16 protein-coding genes are annotated in these 18,164 nt (G+C 38.8%); 12 read left to right on the top strand and 4 right to left on the bottom strand.

Features of this window, described 5'->3' with window-relative positions; all coding sequences use genetic code 11:
- Nucleotides 1–16: 16 nt before the first annotated feature.
- Nucleotides 17–652 (bottom strand): glycerol-3-phosphate 1-O-acyltransferase PlsY, encoded by a 636-nt coding sequence (plsY, locus tag IGJ49_RS05670; protein WP_226076324.1) that lies wholly within the window; start codon nucleotides 650–652, stop codon nucleotides 17–19.
- Nucleotides 653–749: 97 nt separating this feature from the next.
- On the opposite strand from plsY, the gene IGJ49_RS05675 reads away from it, so the two are divergent.
- The 7 genes from IGJ49_RS05675 (at nucleotide 750) to IGJ49_RS05705 (ending at nucleotide 11,378) form a co-directional block, all read left to right on the top strand.
- On the top strand, nucleotides 750–1,175 hold the full coding sequence (locus IGJ49_RS05675; RefSeq protein WP_226076326.1) for a CoA-binding protein: 426 nt from the start codon (nucleotides 750–752) through the stop codon (nucleotides 1,173–1,175).
- Nucleotides 1,176–1,444: 269 nt separating this feature from the next.
- The gene (gene parE / locus IGJ49_RS05680) at nucleotides 1,445–3,490 is read left to right on the top strand and encodes a DNA topoisomerase IV subunit B (protein WP_438722715.1); all 2,046 of its coding nucleotides are present in this window, start codon (nucleotides 1,445–1,447) and stop codon (nucleotides 3,488–3,490) included.
- An 11-nt stretch (nucleotides 3,491–3,501) separates the two neighbouring features.
- Nucleotides 3,502–5,952 (top strand): DNA topoisomerase IV subunit A, encoded by a 2,451-nt coding sequence (parC, locus tag IGJ49_RS05685; protein WP_349520248.1) that lies wholly within the window; start codon nucleotides 3,502–3,504, stop codon nucleotides 5,950–5,952.
- Between the two features lie 273 nt (nucleotides 5,953–6,225).
- On the top strand, nucleotides 6,226–8,457 hold the full coding sequence (gene pflB, locus IGJ49_RS05690) for a formate C-acetyltransferase (RefSeq protein WP_010735732.1): 2,232 nt from the start codon (nucleotides 6,226–6,228) through the stop codon (nucleotides 8,455–8,457).
- 198 nt (nucleotides 8,458–8,655) lie between these two features.
- Nucleotides 8,656–9,417, top strand: coding sequence for a pyruvate formate-lyase-activating protein (gene pflA / locus IGJ49_RS05695; protein WP_010735731.1), 762 nt, complete (start codon nucleotides 8,656–8,658; stop codon nucleotides 9,415–9,417).
- Between the two features lie 84 nt (nucleotides 9,418–9,501).
- Nucleotides 9,502–10,428 (top strand): manganese-dependent inorganic pyrophosphatase, encoded by a 927-nt coding sequence (locus tag IGJ49_RS05700; RefSeq protein WP_019724232.1) that lies wholly within the window; start codon nucleotides 9,502–9,504, stop codon nucleotides 10,426–10,428.
- Between the two features lie 98 nt (nucleotides 10,429–10,526).
- The gene (locus IGJ49_RS05705) at nucleotides 10,527–11,378 is read left to right on the top strand and encodes a DUF1803 domain-containing protein (protein WP_438722719.1); all 852 of its coding nucleotides are present in this window, start codon (nucleotides 10,527–10,529) and stop codon (nucleotides 11,376–11,378) included.
- A 163-nt stretch (nucleotides 11,379–11,541) separates the two neighbouring features.
- On the opposite strand, the gene IGJ49_RS05710 is transcribed toward IGJ49_RS05705, so the two are convergent.
- On the bottom strand, nucleotides 11,542–12,153 hold the full coding sequence (locus IGJ49_RS05710) for a hypothetical protein (RefSeq protein ID WP_041684186.1): 612 nt from the start codon (nucleotides 12,151–12,153) through the stop codon (nucleotides 11,542–11,544).
- A gap of 138 nt (nucleotides 12,154–12,291) precedes the next feature.
- Nucleotides 12,292–12,840, bottom strand: a complete 549-nt coding sequence (locus IGJ49_RS05715) for a DUF2179 domain-containing protein (RefSeq protein ID WP_019724126.1) — start codon at nucleotides 12,838–12,840, stop codon at nucleotides 12,292–12,294.
- Nucleotides 12,841–12,977: 137 nt separating this feature from the next.
- Here IGJ49_RS05715 and IGJ49_RS05720 point away from each other — a divergent pair, with 137 nt between their 5' ends.
- The 5 genes from IGJ49_RS05720 to IGJ49_RS05740 all read left to right on the top strand — a co-directional run bounded on the left by IGJ49_RS05720 (nucleotide 12,978) and on the right by IGJ49_RS05740 (nucleotide 17,216).
- On the top strand, nucleotides 12,978–13,364 hold the full coding sequence (locus tag IGJ49_RS05720) for a hypothetical protein (RefSeq protein WP_041684187.1): 387 nt from the start codon (nucleotides 12,978–12,980) through the stop codon (nucleotides 13,362–13,364).
- A gap of 8 nt (nucleotides 13,365–13,372) precedes the next feature.
- Nucleotides 13,373–14,134 carry an alpha/beta fold hydrolase gene (locus IGJ49_RS05725; protein ID WP_096081472.1) on the top strand — a complete coding sequence of 254 codons (762 nt, stop codon included), beginning with the start codon at nucleotides 13,373–13,375 and terminating at the stop codon, nucleotides 14,132–14,134.
- A 157-nt stretch (nucleotides 14,135–14,291) separates the two neighbouring features.
- The gene (locus tag IGJ49_RS05730) at nucleotides 14,292–15,260 is read left to right on the top strand and encodes a LacI family DNA-binding transcriptional regulator (RefSeq protein ID WP_010735724.1); all 969 of its coding nucleotides are present in this window, start codon (nucleotides 14,292–14,294) and stop codon (nucleotides 15,258–15,260) included.
- A gap of 62 nt (nucleotides 15,261–15,322) precedes the next feature.
- Entirely contained in the window at nucleotides 15,323–16,015 is a 693-nt protein-coding gene (locus tag IGJ49_RS05735; RefSeq protein WP_349520253.1) for a hypothetical protein, read from the top strand.
- Nucleotides 16,016–16,169: 154 nt separating this feature from the next.
- Nucleotides 16,170–17,216 (top strand): zinc-binding alcohol dehydrogenase family protein, encoded by a 1,047-nt coding sequence (locus tag IGJ49_RS05740; RefSeq protein WP_438723979.1) that lies wholly within the window; start codon nucleotides 16,170–16,172, stop codon nucleotides 17,214–17,216.
- Nucleotides 17,217–17,349: 133 nt separating this feature from the next.
- Here IGJ49_RS05740 and IGJ49_RS05745 read toward each other — a convergent pair whose 3' ends face one another.
- A complete protein-coding gene (locus IGJ49_RS05745) occupies nucleotides 17,350–18,015 on the bottom strand; it encodes a YitT family protein (protein WP_010735721.1) in 666 nt (221 codons plus the stop codon).
- Between the last annotated feature and the right edge of the window lie 149 nt (nucleotides 18,016–18,164).

Raw genomic sequence — 18,164 nt, forward strand, 5'->3', positions numbered from 1 at the left:
TCATTCATCAAAAAGATTATTTCTTTTTGCTACTATTCAAACCGAATGGGATTCGGCTTTCTGTTTTATTTTTGATACGCTTGATATTGTCTTTATGACGGTAAAAAATAAAAGCGGAGACACCACAAGCAATCAACGTCAAAAGTAAATTTGGTTCTGGTAAGATTGCTGGTGCAATGTATGGTAAGAAGATGGTGGATAAAGTGATCAAGACCGCACTGATCATGCTCGTTAAGCTTACCATGCTCGTGCAGTATAAACTGATCACGAAAATTGCTGATGAATAAAGAAAGAACAGTGGATTGAAGCCTAATAACATACCGGCACTTGTCGCCACTGCTTTGCCACCTTTGAACTTAGCAAAGATTGGAAATGTATGTCCTAAGATCGCACAGACACCAAACCATAGCGGGTTGACAGAAGTGACATGGAAGATGACGGGTAAGGCAGTAGCTAATGTTCCCTTTAAGATGTCCATGAATAATACCACTATTCCAGCGGTTTTACCTAAAACACGAAATGTATTGGTCGTTCCCATATTTCCACTACCGTGTTCACGGATGTCTTTTTTAAAAAAGATTTTACCAACCCATACTCCAGATGGAATGGAGCCCAAAAGATATGCTACAATAAACAATAAGATTATTTTCATTTTTTAACCTCTTTCAAGTTGAAGCTAATGTATATTTTAGCATGAAAGAATGCTTCAAACAATCGAAAAAATCGAACGATCGAAAGGAGTCATCCACATGTCATTTAAAAATCCAGAACAAGCGAATATCTTTCGCTATCTTCAAGAAGCAAAAACGATCGCGGTCGTTGGTTTAAGTAATAAGCCTGAACGGACAAGTTATCAGATCGCACAATTACTACAAGAACACGGCTATCGTATCATTCCAGTCAATCCAGTATTGGCAGGGGAAGAAGTGTTAGGCGAAACCGTTGTCGCACAGCTGACAGATATCAATGAACCTATTGATATCGTGGATATTTTCCGCCGTAGTGAGTTTTTACCAGAAGTAGCGGTAGATTTTCTGAAAACAGATGCGAAAGTCTTCTGGGCACAGTTAGGCATTGAGAATGAAGAAGCTGCTGAAATGCTCCAAGCAGCTGAAAGAAATGATATCGTCATGGATCGCTGTATCAAGATCGAATTAGCAAAAATGGAACAATAAAAAACAGGAATAACAGAAGCACATATCCTGATAGTCAGTGACACTTTTACTGGCAAACGGTTTAGCTAAGTGATGAAAAATGTTTTGACCTGTTATCAAAAAAGAGTAAGTGATCGTTACCACTGATAAGCTGAGAGAAAAGAAAGAAAAAAGCGGGAGGGTTGGTTGTTTCTTGTAATTCTGACCTTCCCTCTTTTTTTTTGAGGACTTTTCTAGTATGATAAGCGTGGTGCGGTTATATCGCAAGTATTATTGAAGGAGCGTTTGCCTTGGCAAAAAAAATTAAAAATGAATACAATGATGCCTCGATCCAAGTTCTTGAAGGATTAGAAGCAGTAAGAAAACGACCAGGGATGTATATCGGGTCGACTGATAGCCGAGGCTTGCATCATTTAGTCTATGAAATCGTTGATAATGCCGTAGATGAAGCTTTATCAGGCTACGGAAATGAAATCGCTGTGACGATCCACGAGGATAACAGTGTGACTGTTACGGATAGTGGACGTGGTATGCCTGTTGGCATGCATTCTTCAGGTATCCCAACGGTCGAAGTTATTTTCACTGTGCTACATGCCGGCGGTAAATTTGGCCAAGGAGGATATAAAACTTCTGGTGGACTTCATGGTGTAGGTGCCAGTGTCGTCAATGCTTTATCTAAATGGCTAACAGTGACGATCGTCCGAGATGGTATCGAATACCAACAAACATTCAAACAAGGTGGAAAACCAGACGGAACGTTGAAAAAAATTGGCAAAACGAAGAAAGCCAATGGGACGTCTGTTCATTTCTTACCAGATGATAGTATTTTCTCAACCACTAAATTTTCCTATGATACGTTATCTGAACGTTTAAGAGAGTCTGCATTTCTGTTAAAAGGTGTAAAAATCACTTTGACAGATCTAAGAGGTGACGAAACAGTTCAAGAAGTCTTTCATTACGAAGAAGGAATCAAAGAATTCGTTGCGTATTTAAATGAAGAAAAAGATACGTTGACGCCAGTAGTCTATTTCTCTGGTGAAAAAGAAGGAATCGAAGTAGAAGTGGCCTATCAGTATAATGATGGCTATTCTGAAAATGTCCTGTCGTTTGTTAACAACGTGCGAACAAAAGATGGTGGGACACATGAAGTCGGCATGAAAACAGCAATGACCAAAGCCTACAATGAATATGCCCGTAAAGTAGGCTTGTTGAAAGAACGAGATAAGAACCTAGAAGGTAGTGACTTCCGTGAAGGACTTGCGACAGTCTTGTCGATCCGGGTACCTGAACATTTGCTACAATTTGAAGGACAAACGAAAGAAAAACTAGGTACACCGATTGCTCGCTCCGTCGTTGATAATGTCATGAGCGAACAAATGGGCTTCTACTTGCAAGAAAATAGCGAAATGAGCCAAATGCTGATCCGTAAAGCAATCAAAGCGAGAGAAGCAAGGGAAGCCGCTCGTAAAGCCAGAGAAGAAAGCCGTAATGGAAAAAAACGTAAAAAGGGCGAATCATTACTTTCTGGAAAATTAACACCTGCACAATCGAGAAACCCTAAGAAAAATGAATTGTATCTTGTCGAAGGAGATTCAGCCGGTGGATCAGCCAAACAAGGGAGAGATCGGAAATTTCAAGCGATATTGCCACTTCGAGGAAAAGTCATCAATACCGAAAAAGCAAAAATGCAAGATATCTTAAAAAATGAAGAAATCAATACGATGATCTATACGATCGGTGCCGGCGTCGGGCCTGAATTTTCACTTGAAGATTGCAACTATGACAAGATCATCATCATGACCGATGCGGATACCGATGGTGCCCATATCCAAGTCTTGTTGTTGACATTTTTCTATCGCTATATGAAACCATTGATCGAAGCAGGGAAAGTTTACATTGCTTTACCGCCGCTATATAAAGTATCTAAAGGCCAAGGGAAAAAACAAGTAGTCGAGTATGCATGGACCGATGACGAATTAGCTGCAGTCATTAAGACTGTCGGTAAAGGCTATATGTTGCAACGGTACAAAGGTCTTGGGGAGATGAATGCGGAGCAGTTATGGGAAACGACGATGGACCCAACCTCTCGGACCTTGATCCGGGTGAGGATCGATGATGCTGCGCAAGCAGAGCGACGCGTAACCACCTTGATGGGGGATAAAGTCGAACCACGTCGTAAATGGATCGAAAACCATGTCCAATTCAGCTTAGAAGAAGAACGTAGTATTCTAGACAAAAAAGAAGAAACTGAGACTTCCGCGTCTGTTTCTAATGACCTATTAGAAGAAGAACGCGCTGAAGAAAACAAAAATGAACAATCAGTAGAGGTAGAATAGGAGGTCACCTAATGGAAGAACGTCAAGAAATCCAAGAATTAACGTTAGAAGAAGTGATGGGTGACCGCTTCGGACGTTACTCGAAATATATTATTCAAGAACGTGCTTTGCCGGATATCCGTGATGGTCTGAAACCCGTTCAACGTCGTATTTTATTTGCGATGAACAAAGACGGCAATACGTTTGATAAAGGATTCCGTAAATCAGCAAAATCTGTCGGGAATATCATGGGTAATTATCATCCTCATGGTGACAGCAGTATCTATGATGCAATGGTTCGTATGAGCCAAGATTGGAAACTACGAGAAGTACTCGTAGAAATGCACGGAAACAACGGAAGTATGGACGGAGACCCACCAGCGGCGATGCGTTATACAGAAGCGCGCTTATCGAAATTGAGTGGTGAGATGCTTGCTGATATCGAAAAAAATACGGTCGACCTTGTGTGGAACTTTGATGACACTGAAAAAGAGCCAACTGTATTACCAGCGAGATACCCCAATCTATTAGTCAATGGATCAACCGGTATCTCTGCGGGCTATGCTACTGAGATACCAACGCACAATCTCGCGGAAGTCATTGATGGAACGGTCTATATGATCGACCATCCACAAGCCAGCTTAGACAAATTGATGGAATTCATTCCAGGTCCTGATTTTCCAACTGGGGGCATTTTACAAGGAAAAGATGAAATCAAGAAAGCTTATGAAACTGGTCGTGGGAAAGTGATCCTACGCTCAAAAACGGCGATCGAATCTATCAAAGGAAACAAGCAACAAATCGTGATCACTGAGATTCCTTACGAAGTGAACAAAGCGACTCTTGTCAAAAAAATGGATGAGATACGCTTGAACAAGAAAATCGATGGGATCGCAGAAGTTCGTGACGAAAGTGATCGTACGGGTCTACAGATCGTTGTGGAATTGAAAAAAGACGCTAACGCTCAAGGAATCTTGAATTATTTATTCAAGAATACCGAATTACAGATCAACTACAACTTCAATATGGTGGCAATCGATCATATGACCCCTCATCAAGTAGGGTTGAAGGATATTTTAAGTAGTTACATCGAGCACCGCAAACAAGTGATCACCAAACGTAGTCAGTTTGACTTGGAGAAAGCGCAAAGAAGACAACATATCGTTGAAGGGCTGATGAAAGCTCTATCGATTTTAGATGAAGTCATTGCAACGATCCGTGAGAGTAAAGATAAAAAAGATGCGAAGCACAATTTAGTCCAAATGTTCCAATTTACAGAAGAACAAGCTGAAGCAATCGTTACGTTACAGCTTTATCGTTTGACGAATACAGACATTACCGAACTACGCCGTGAATCGCAAGAATTGATTGCTCTGATCACTGAATTAAATAAAATCCTTTCAAACGATAAAGAATTATTTTCTGTCATGAAAAAAGAACTACGTGAAGTCAAGAAGAAATATGCTTCTTCTCGCTTGACGATGATCGAAGATGAAATCGAAGAAATCAAAATCGATACACAAGTATTAGTTGCGCAAGAGGATGTCATTGTCAGTGTCACACGTGAAGGCTATGTGAAACGAACAAGCCTTCGTTCCTATAGTGCATCAAAACCAGAAGAAATCGGTATGCGTGAAGGAGATTATCTTCTATATGCTGGGGAACTGAATACGTTAGATCATTTATTACTGGTCACCAATAAAGCCAATGTGATCTATCGACCAGTTCACGAACTACCAGATTTGAAATGGAAAGATGCCGGTGAGCATATCTCACAAACGATAGTGAATCTAGCTGTTGATGAATCCATTTTAGCGGTATTCCCCTATCAGAAAATCGATTCCGAAAAAACATTTGTATTTATCAGTAAAAACGGCTTGATCAAACAGACGCGGATGACAGATTTTGAACCATGGCGTACGTATAAGAGTCGTCCATTGAGTGGCATGAAGCTAAAAGCCAGTGAAGATGAATTAGTGGCTGTCTATCTTGAAAAAGAACAAACAGATCGTGATATTTTCCTTGTTACGCATCAAGGAATGGGCCTACGCTATCCGTTGACTGAAGTGCCAGTTGTTGGAACGAAGGCTTCAGGTGTCAAATCGATCAATTTGAAAGAAGAAGATTATGTCGTTAATGGTTTACTTGTCTTAGCAGAAGGAGATACGCCTATCGTTATCGTCAGTCAGCGTGGGGCAGTAAAACGAATGCTTGCACAAGAAATCAGTCAGACTTCTCGTGCCAAACGAGGTGTGACTGTATTGCGAGAATTAAAGAAACAACCACATCGAGTGATCTATATGTCAGAGGGGCATGCCAAAACGATGACGTTGATCAATCAAAAAGGACAAGAATTACCAATCGATCCGACGGATTATCCAATTGGTGATCGTACGTCCAACGGTTCATTTGTTTTAGATGAGAAAAAAGGCGGAGAAGTACAAATGGTGATTGATTCTCCAACGATGGATATCAAGGAATAACTGTTATAGTTTTTTATGGAATAGCTGGCAACTGTATTATTACAGTTGCCAGCTATTTTTTATTTATTAACATAAAATTAAGACTTGCACAAATAAAATATGAATAGATTCACAATAGATAAATGCCTATTTATCAGCTTTAATAACTACTATTATTTTATATTTGCTTTATTTGTTAATAAAAAAACAAGAAAACCCTTGCATTGGAGGCGACATGTGTTATACTTATCACGTAAAAACTGTTACATAAAACAGAAACGGGAGGTCCATACGATGGAACAATGGAATGGATTTAAAGGAACTAAGTGGAAAGAAGGCGTGGATACACGTGACTTTATCCAAAACAACTATACAGAATACCGCGGTGATGACAGCTTTTTAGAAAAACCCACTGAAGCAACAGAAAATTTGTGGGAAAAATTACAAAAATTGAATGATATCCAATTTGAACGTAATGGTGTATATGACATGGATACAGATGTCGTATCAACAATCACTTCTCACGAAGCAGGATACCTAGACAAAGATTTAGAAAAAATCGTCGGTCTGCAAACTGAAACTCCTTTGAAACAAGCATTCATGCCATTTGGTGGCATCAACATGGCGAATCATGCGTTAACAAGTAACGGCTATGAGCCAAAAGAAGAGTTAACACATATTTTCACAGACTGGAGAAAAACACATAACCAAGGTGTATTCGATGCTTATACTGCAGAAATGCGTGCTGCACGTAAAAACAAGATCATCACTGGACTTCCTGACGCTTACGGACGTGGCCGCATCATCGGTGACTACCGTCGTATCGCATTATACGGAATCGACTATTTGATGGCTCAAAAGAAAAAAGACCATGACAATACAGGCTACCATACGATGAGTGAAGAGGTTATCCGTCTTCGTGAAGAAATCTCAGAACAATATCGTGCATTAGCTCAAATGAAAGAAATGGCTGCAAAATATGGGTATGACATTTCAAAACCAGCTGCAAACGCAAAAGAAGCCGTTCAATGGTTATACTTTGGTTATCTAGCTGCAATCAAATCTCAAAATGGTGCAGCTATGTCGATCGGACGTATCTCTGCATTCTTAGACATTTATATCCAACGTGATTTAGACAACGGTGTGATCACTGAAAAAGAAGCACAAGAATTAATCGACCATTTAGTAATGAAATTACGTATGGTGAAATTTGCACGTACGCCTGAATACAACCAATTGTTCTCTGGCTTCCCGATCTGGGCAACCTTATCAATCGCTGGTATGGGCTTAGACGGACGTTCATTAGTCACAAAAAATGATTTCCGTATGTTGCACACATTGACAAATATGGGACCTTCACCAGAACCAAACTTGACTGTTTTATACTCAGAAAACTTACCAGAAGGCTTCAGAACGTATGCAAGTAAAATTGCGATCGAAAGTTCTTCGATCCAATTTGAAAATGATAACTTGCTTCGTGAACAATGGGGTTCAGATGACTGTGCGATTGCATGTTGTGTATCTGGAACGGTTGTTGGTAAAGATATGCAATTCTTCGGTGCTCGCGCAAACTTAGCTAAGGCTTTGTTATACGCGATCAACGGTGGCGTGGATGAAATGACAGGCGCACAAGTAGGTCCTGAGTATCGTCCGATCACAAGCGACACATTAGACTTTGAAGAAGTAAAACACAACTTCATGAACATCATGGACTGGTTAGCTGAGCTTTATGTCAATACGCTAAACATCATCCACTATATGCACGACAAATATTCTTATGAAGCAGCACAATTAGCTGTCATGGATACTGACTTGAAACGTACATTTGCGACAGGTATCGCAGGTATCTCTCACGCAGCAGATAGCTTATCTGCAATCAAATATGCACAAGTTAAACCAATCCGTAATGACAAAGGGATCACAGTTGACTTTGAAGTAACTGGTGACTTCCCTAAATATGGTAATGACGATGACCGTGCCGATGAGATCGCTGAATGGATCTTAGAATACTTCATGGGTCAAATCAAACGTCATAAAACTTACCGTAATTCAACTCCGACAACTTCATTATTAACGATCACATCAAATGTCGTTTACGGGAAAAATACTGGGAATACACCTGACGGACGTGAAGCTGGTAAACCTTTAGCACCTGGTGCAAACCCAAGTTATCAAGCAGAACAAAATGGGTTGCTTGCAAGCTTGAACTCAACTGCGAAATTCAACTATGCACACGCACGTGATGGTATCTCTAATACACAAACAATCAACCCTTCTGGTTTAGGGAAAGATGAAGAAACAAGAATCGACAACTTACGTAACGTCTTAGATGGTTACTTCTCAAGAGGAGCATACCACTTGAACGTGAACGTATTCAGTAATGACTTATTGCGTGATGCCATGGAAAACCCAATGAAATATCCAAACTTAACGATCCGTGTTTCTGGATATGCGGTTAAATTCCGTGACTTGACAAGAGAACAACAATTAGACGTATTAATGAGAACGTCACACGACAGAATGTAAGACAATTAATGCAGTGTAAAAAGGAAAGGCAAAAGTTCCGCATGAGCTTTTGTCTTCCTTTTTTACAACTATATGTAAAAAAAGGATATATAGAGTGTTAGAGGCAAACAGATAGATCTCCTCTTCACAGCGTGTTGAGAAGTCGCAACATTATCCGTGGCTCATAACGAAAGAAACTAAAGAAAAGAAGTGATTAAAATGGAAGAACAAACAAAAGGCTATGTCCATTCGATTGAAACATTTGGGTCTGTAGATGGACCAGGCGTTCGCTTTGTCGTCTTCATGCAAGGTTGTCGCATGCGTTGTGAATTTTGCCATAACCCAGACACCTGGAATATTGGTGGAGGAAAAGAATATACCACAGATGCAATTTTAGACCAAGCAGAACGTTACCGTTCTTATTGGGGGAAACAAGGAGGGATCACGATCAGTGGTGGTGAACCTTTATTGCAGATCGATTTCCTGATCGAATTATTCCAAAAGGCGAAAGAACGTGGCATTCATACAACAATCGACACATGTGGAAAACCATTTAGCCATGATGAGCCTTTCTTTTCTCGTTTTGAAGAGTTGATGAACTATACGGACTTACTGTTATTCGATATCAAACACATCGATAACGAAGCACATAAAAAATTAACTCATTGGGGCAATGAAAATATCTTAGAAATGGCTCAGTATCTTTCAGATATCAAGAAACCTGTCTGGATTCGTCATGTGTTAGTCCCAGAACGTAGTGACTATGATGAGTATTTGATCCGCCTTGATGCATTCATCAAAACACTTGAAAATGTCGATCGTGTGGAAATCCTTCCTTATCATACAATGGGTAAATACAAATGGGAAACGCTTGGTTTGACGTATCCATTAGAAGGAATCGAACCACCGACAAAAGAACGAGTAGAAAATGCAAAACGTCTTCTTCATATCGAAGATTATACAAAGTATTTAACTAGATAGACGCGAACGGAAGGAAGATAAGTATTGCTTCTTTCCGTTTTTTTGCTATTATTGAATAGGAGAAAACAAAAAGGAGCGAGTCAAATGTCAAAAGTTTTAGTTTTTGGTCATCAAAATCCTGATACAGATGCAATTGGAGCAGCGATTGCATTTTCATATTTGCAAAATCAATTAGGAGTAAACGCTGAGCCTGTCGCTTTAGGCACGCCAAGTGAAGAAACACAATTTGCACTAGATTACTTCAAATTAGAGGCGCCTCGAGTGATCACATCGATCAAAGAGGAACAAGCAGATGTCATGCTTGTCGATCATAATGAATTCCAACAAAGCGTGGTAGATATTGCGGAAGCTACGATTCTAGCAGTAGTTGACCATCATCGTATCGCCAACTTTGAAACAGCGAATCCATTGTATTATCGTGCTGAACCAGTGGGTTGTACAAGTACGATCATTCTAAAATTATTTAAAGAAAATCAAATTGAGATTCCGAAAGAAATCGCTGGAATCATGTTATCAGCAATCATTTCAGATACATTGTTGTTCAAATCACCAACTTCAACAGAAGCAGATCAATTGGCTGCAAAAGAGCTAGTTGAAATCTCTGGTGTAGACTTAGAAGCGTATGGTTTAGACATGTTGAAAGCAGGTACAAATCTAAGTGATAAACCAGCAGAAGTATTACTTGATCTAGATGCGAAAAGTTTCCCTATGGGTGAAGCAAGTGTTCGTATCGCTCAAGTCAATACAGTTGATCTAAATGAAGTAATGGATCGTCAAGCTGAACTTGAAACTGCTATGCAAACAGAGATCGCGACAAATGGGTATGATCTTTTTGTTCTTGTTGTAACAGACATCTTGAACAGCAACTCAGAATTATTGATTGCTGGTGAAAGAAAAGAACAAGTTGAACAAGCTTTTGGCGTGAAGTTAGAAAATAATCGCGCATTTTTACAAGGGGTCGTTTCACGTAAAAAACAAGTGGTACCTCAATTAACAGAAGTTTTCAATTAGGCAATGAGATTGGAAGAAGGGAGTGGGAGTGTAACCAGTTGGCTGGGACCTCCCGCTTTTTTCATTCAAGGTGTCACATAGAAAGCAGGTAAACAGATATGCAATATTTTTATTCTTTAGAGAACGAACGAAAACTAATTGAGCATCCGCTCTTCCAACCAATGATCGACTATTTGATCGAACAAGGCTCACAAGAGGTCATTTTACGCCAACTAAAGAAAGCATTTCCCCAAAAGAAAATGGAACACTTTCTTGATCAAATGATCGATAGTGGCTTGATCATCCGAGAAAATCGCCGTTACCGCTGTGCTTTTCCGGTCTATGACCAAGGAGATTTCCAAACAGAGATCAATCAACTGACTAAAGAATTGATCAATGAATTAATGAAACAACCGGAACACCTCAGAAATCTCTTCTTATCAGAAGAAATTTGGGATTTCAGCCATGAAACAACGTCTCCTTATTTTTATGCCACTACTTTTTCAGTTCCTACGATTGTGCGGTTGGAAGCAGGAAATGAGAACTATCGCTTTGTAACGCTCAACCAAGGAGAGAACGTGGTTTCTTTACCAACGTATTTCCATCTCCAAAAACAGCAAACCCCACTATCTGAGGAATTTCAGGCTCTAGGGCAGTTGATTGGCGATGTGAATGAAACCTATTTTTTTGACCAAATAGAAGTGATTATCGAACGAATTTGTGAAAACAAATACAAAAAACGCCGTGAGTCGATTTTTTTAGATGCCTTATTATTAGCGGGGGTTGTTGTCCAACAGGAGCAATATCAATTGCTCTTGCCTGTAACAGAGGATAGGAATGACGCATTGCTACAAAAATATAAACCTTCAACGGAAACACCGATGCAAGCCGCCTTTATTAAAGAACAAGCGTTGGTCGAAGTCATGCGGCAATTGGATTTAAAATCTTATTCTTATATCAAGAAAATATGACCTCAACAATTGTCGGCGATCCCGCCGACTAAAACCGAAAAAAGTGAGAACAGAAGGAACTACTTCGAAAAATCAGGCAGCATCCACAAAAATTAGAAAATAATTTTTGTGGATGCTGCCTGATTTCACGAGACTTAACACTCCTGTCCAGATCTCATTGGGATCATGCTGCTTTACGAAAATGCCGCATCATATAAGCCAAATTCCCAATAAACAAGATATCTAGAATATTACTAGTGATTTGGATATTGGCAGAATTAATCGATGGCGCAAAGGCTAGGATGAATAGTGCTACGAGACTATAGCAAAAACAGAAAAAGGTGCTGGTTTGTATGACCATTGGCATTCTTAATTGCTTGGTGATCAATGAAAAAATAAAGAAAGTAAATATCGTTAAAATCACAACTAAACCGTTAATAATGAAGAAAAAAAGTGAATCTTGATTAACCGTATAGAGCATAGCTGTTAAAAGGTTCAGTGATTTCAGTATCACGAAAATAACATTTACTTCATTAAATGTATTCATCTTTTTTTTAGCAAAATAGGCGGCGAAACATAACGAGAAGATAAGGCCGCAGAAAGTAGAAAGAATCAAGAATGTTGGGTTGTCAGTCGATTGGTTCAGCTCGGAATGGTCAAGCAATAACCAGCCAAATGAATTGCATGGGATGCTTGAAGTCTTAAAATAAGCATAAAAGAAAAAAAGTAAAGCATTCAAAACGGCAAAAACAGATCCCCAATGTAGATAGGTCGTTGTTTTTTGTTGTATTTCCATAAGTACTCCCATAAATTTAATGATATACAATATAATAACAAAATGATGAGGAATTGTCGATGGTTTTTAATAAAACAAATAAATAGACGATGGTCGGATGAAAAAATTTCATCGGATCATCGTCTATTTTGTGAATATTCATTTCACATTACTTCGACGTTTGCGCACTTTCTTTGTCCAGAATCCGCCAGAAATATATTTTGGTTCGTAGGAGATAATAAAAGCGCGTTCTTCAACTTCTTTGATCAAGCGATAAAGCTCACGTTCACTTTTGCGTGGAGATAAAATCTCTAGAACTAACCGTTCACCTTCTAAACCAGTTGCTGACGTTTGAGTCACTCCAAACCCATTTTGTCGAAGAATGATCGGTAAATTTTTATCCTCTGAAGTATTTGCTGGTAGGATCGTCGTTACCATGATATATCCTAGTGCTAATTTATCCTCAATGGCAATCCCAACACTGATACCAACAGCATAGCCTAACGCATAAACGAACAAATTCAATGGATTATCTAAGCGGTCTAAAACCAGCGATAAACCAACGATATAAATAGTGATCTCAACCATACTAACTAATGGAGCGATGTAGCGATAGCCTTTCATGGTCAACATAAAGCGTAGGGTATTTAATGTGATGTAAGCGAAATTGATGAAAAAGATCATCGCTAACATTTTTGGATCGAACATAATAAGAACTCCTTTCAGTAGCGTCTATGTTCATCATATCAGAAATAATGCGATTGAAGAAAAGAATAAACGTTTATTACTTTAAAAAAATGATAAAATGATTATAATAGAATTATAAAGAGAGTCAGGTGAGCGCGATGAAGCGAATGAACAGGGTCATTGGAGTCAGTCATATATGTAGTATTTTTCTTAGTATGTATTTAGGGACCCATGCGATCCAACAACCCATTGAAGCGAATTCCTTGTTATTCCCAATCTCACTAACTGATGGGGTAATATTAAGTATTTTTCTTTTTCTAATGGTGTTTATTGGTAATATTTTTGGTAGTGTGGCTAGCTTCTTTAAAATGTCGATTTCCCCAGCCTTATCCATAGGATTAGGAACCATAGGAATATTCGCCATGTTATTCTTTGTTAAAAGAATGGATTTTTATACTATTACATTTGGGCTACTATGCCTTGTACAAGTCATGCTAAGTTTATGGTTGTCTTTACGGTCAACCAATCTAATGAAAATCAGGTGAATCAATCAGTGAATCCAATTATTTTGAAACGAACCATCAAAAACATACCCGTATTAGAAGTTGTCCAAAAAGAGTTGAAGACAGAGAAAATCCCAGTAGTGATCTACTATCATGGTTGGCAGACAAGCAAGGAGCTTGTATTGACTCAAGGTAGAAAAATGGCTAAAAAAGGGATGCGAGTTTTGCTTCCAGATGCGATGAACCATGGTGAGCGTAAACAACCCGTTTCAAAAATTCCTTCCTTTACTTTTTGGAGTAGTATCTACGGGAATCTATTCGAGTTTGATACATTGATCGAACATCTAAAAAAACGTGAACTTCTTTCAGATAAATTAGCTGTGGGTGGTGTGTCAATGGGTGGAATGACCACTTGTGCATTGCTAGCCAAACACCCAGAAATCACTGGCGGAATTTGTTTGATGGGATCACCATCACCACTTGAATATGGTGAAGAAATCTCACGTAGAGCACAAGAATTCCAGTACAAGTTGCCCGTTGACTACTTTGATTTGATTTCTTGGGTTAACCAATATGATCTATCTTTACAACCAGAAAAATTAGCAGGTCGTCCTTTATTTTTCTGGCATGGTGAAAAAGATGAAAAGATTCCTTTTCGACAAGTGTCTAAATTTGTCAAAAAAAACCAAGATAAGTCTTATGGTAAGGGAATCGTCTTTCGTGCTTCTTCGGAAAAACGTCATATGGTTGAAGTCCCATTGATGGATGAAGCAGCGGATTTTTTGAGCCAAATGATGGCTGTGTCTATATAGTAAGTAAGAGGACTAAATAGATAAAACGTCTATCAAAGAGAAATTTTTTTCTTTGATAGATTTTTTTTTCAGAACTACTTCAGAGTTGCTCTTTTTTAGCACAAATCTTTGCTATAATGACTATAGTTATGGAATTAGGCATGGAAGGGGAGATTTTATGCCAACATTGGCAGATGTAGCTAAACGAGCAAATGTCTCGAAAATGACGGTTTCTCGGGTGATCAATCATCCAGAACAAGTCACTGATGAGCTAAAGGAACTAGTTTTTACAGCCATGGCTGAATTGGATTATCGTCCAAATATTGCAGCAAAAGCGTTAGTTTCGAACCGTTCACAGATCATCAAGTTGTTTATTCTTGAGGAAATCGATACCACGGAACCCTATTATATGAATCTACTCATGGGAATTGCTAAAAGGATTGGTAAAGAGCACTATTCCTTGCAATTAGTGACCAACGATGCTTTTGACGTCGGCTCCTGCGATGGTTATATCATCACTGGCGTGCGTCAAAGAGATTTTGATTGGATCAATCGTCTAGAAAAGCCAGTCGTGTTATTTGGTGAAAATCGTATGGGCTATGATTATGTTGATAGCGATAATCAATATGGGACCGCCAAAGCGACACAATATGCCTTAGAAGTTGGTTATCAAACGGTTGTTTATATCGGCATTGATGAAGCAGAACCTTTTGAACTATCTAGAGAAGCGGGCTATCTAAAAGTGATGGAAGAGGCTGGGCTAACTCCGAAAATGCTGCGTTTTGATAATCATTCCACCACACCAGAAAAATATATCACGGAACATTGGGACGAATTTTCAGATAAAACGTGTTTTGTTTGCAGTTCTGATCGTTTAGCGCTTGGTATCGTTCGTGGCATCACACAAGTTGGCGGACAGTTACCCGATCAATTTGGCGTTATTGGTTTCGATGGCGTATTTCTTGATCAAATCAGTTCCCCAAAACTGACTACCGTTAAACAAGACATCATTCGTATGGGGGAAGTGTGCGGCGAAATGCTATTAAAGAAAATTACTGAAAAAGGAGCAAGCCAAGGATACCGTCACTTTTTCCCAGAATTGATCATTCGTGAAACGACAAGAAAGTTAAATAAGACTAACGCTTAGCTATAGAAAATAGACGATTTGTGCTATTATAAGAGAAAGTCCACTTAAAAAGGATGGTTTACATGACAGAAATCAAACGAAAACATTTTCGCTTTCCTGCATACGATGATCACATAGGTGTAAAGTTAAAAAATGAAAATAGGCGTGTGCTGTTTGACGGACAAGATGATCTGATGACCGATACAAGCGACAAACCATTGTTCGAGCAAATCAATGAATTTCATTTTGAGGATTATTCAAAAAATGAAAAAAATCCTCATTCGACAGTCAATGTTCGGCATGCTTCAACACAAAAAGCAAATCTAGCAAAACATAAACAAAATTTGCCAGACTATAGGCAGAGTAAAAAAACACAAACCAAACGAAACAGTCAGACGAATTTTGGCTATAATCGTCATGCCAGCCCTTCAGAGCAAAGACCAACACAAGAAAAAACAAGCCAATCACGAAGTGTATTCAATAGTTCGGTAAGAGAACGTTCTTATTTTGTACCTAAGTACGTACCAGCTTCGATCATTCCTGATCCGAAGAAAAATAAAATCTCTGAAGAAGAATTGCTCGCTTCGATCAAAAAAGAAAAGAATGCGTATCTTTTATTTGAAACAGAAAATACACCCTATGATGGAAAACAAGGTGTAACAATGAACCAAGAGAAAAGTTCAAGTAAGAAAACTCATGGAGTATTAGATCGTTCGTTGGAAGGCCTGATCAATGACCAAGGTAATTCCTTGAAAGGCAATGGTTATTTCCAATAAGTAGTGACTGCTCAAGTATGAGAAAAAGTTGTTCCTTCAAACATTCAGACACATAAGAAACAAGCAGGACTTGTGAAAAAATGTCTGGATGTTGGAGCGGAACAGCTTTTTTTTGACCGACTATATTATTGCAGTAGAAAGGAACAGGAAAATGATAAATAGACCCTCATCAATGAAAAGGTTTGGTTTTACTTATGAGACCCCTTATCCACAATTGATTGAAGAAGATACTATGGTACCAAAACCTGGCGAACACGACTTATTGATCGAAGTTGTAGCACTTTCGATCAATCCTATAGATACGAAGCGAAGAGAAATCGTCAAAGAAGAAACATTCACTGTGCTCGGCTATGATAGTGTGGGTTATGTACGGGAAATGGGCGCGGCTGTAAAGGGGTTCGAGCTGAATGACCGTGTCTATTATGCAGGAACGACTCAACGTGAAGGGAGTCAACAAGAGTATCAAATCGTTGATGCACGGATCGCTGCAAAGGCTCCTAAGAATCTTAGCGACGAAGCTGCTGCAGGGATTCCATTGACTGCACTCACTGCCTATGAATTGCTATTTGAAAATTTTCAGTTAGTTCCTCAAGAAAAAGCAAATGAAGGGAAAGAGCTTTTGGTGATCAATGGAGGAGGTGGCGTTGGTTCGATCATGACGCAACTAGCGAAGTGGACGGGTATGAAAGTTTATGCAACTGCTAGTCCGCACAATTTTGGATGGCTTGAAAAAAATGGCGTAGATGTTCCGATAGATTACCATCATTCTCTTTATGACCAATTAAAACAAGCTGGGAGCGATGGTGTTGACTATATCGCAGTGTTGTATGATATTGAATCCTATCTACCAGAAATAAAAAAAATCATTCAACCTTTAGGGCATATCGGAATGATCGTCAATACAAAAGCGAAAATCGATTGGAATGAATATAAAAATGATTCAATCAGCTTCCATTGGGAGTATGTTTTCACGAAAACAGATCATAATAAAGAAATCGCAACACAAGGCGCAATCCTAGAGACATTGACAAAGTTATTTGAAGAAAATAAACTTCATAGCCACGTAACAACTGTTTACTCAGATGGTATCAGCCGAGCTTCACTTGAACAAGCGATGACGTTGGTGAAGGAAGGTAGCCAGCAAGGCAAAGTCGTTTTGTCAGGTGGGTTCAAATCCACCGGTGGAAAAATGGCTCGATAAGACAAGTAGTAAGAATGACTATAAAAAAGCAACTGTGGCTGGAACATGGTTTCTCTCGCACTATCTAAAACCAGATAAACGGCGAGAAATAAACACTTCTGTTCCGACCTCAGTTGCTTTTTATGGTAAGAGTTCAATCTATATATGAATCTTCCACAGGTTCTAATTGATTGACTGTTGGGGATGGAGCTGTGATTTTTTTGAAAGGATTAGCGAAGCGGAAGTACTTCACTTTATTCAATGTATAAGATAAAATTGAGCAACTCAAAAGAGTATAGGCAAAATGCGTAAAATCCAAATACAACAAAGACACAACTAAAATCCCAAACGTGATAACAAATAGACTTTTCCCGATATTCACATGATAATATTTTTCAATTGCTTGATAAACGATATCGGTTCCGCCAGTGCTGCCCCCAAAACGAAAAACTAAGCCACAACCGATTCCCGAAAGAATGCCAGTCATTAGACTATTCACTAAAAGATTTCCAACAGCAAAGTGGACATTTAAATTTTCCCATACATGCAAGAAGAAGACCAGAGAAAATGTTCCGACGATCGTTCGAATAAATGCATGTTTTCCAAAAATAAACAAGGAAATCAGCAATAAAGGTAAATTTATGATCAGTGAGGTGATGGAAGGCGCAAAGCCAAATAAATGATTAAGTAAAAGAGCAATTCCTGTGACACCACCGTCAGCTAATTTTGAAGGGAGATTGATTCCGGTTACCGCTAATCCATAAAGAGCAGCCCCAAAAATAATTCCACATAAGTCTAATAAAAATTTTACTTGTTTCATCTCTAACCTCTTTTCTTTTTGAAAATTTTCAGCAATCTTTATATTACACTGAACGGCTCTATAAATTCAATAGGTAAATAGAAAAAAATATACATAATGAAGTGTATTTAATTTCGGTCAATCATTCCTTGTAAAACAATCTTTTAAAT

The sequence above is a fragment of the Enterococcus sp. AZ171 genome, from assembly GCF_051714005.1.
Lineage (GTDB): Bacteria > Bacillota > Bacilli > Lactobacillales > Enterococcaceae > Enterococcus_B > Enterococcus_B pernyi.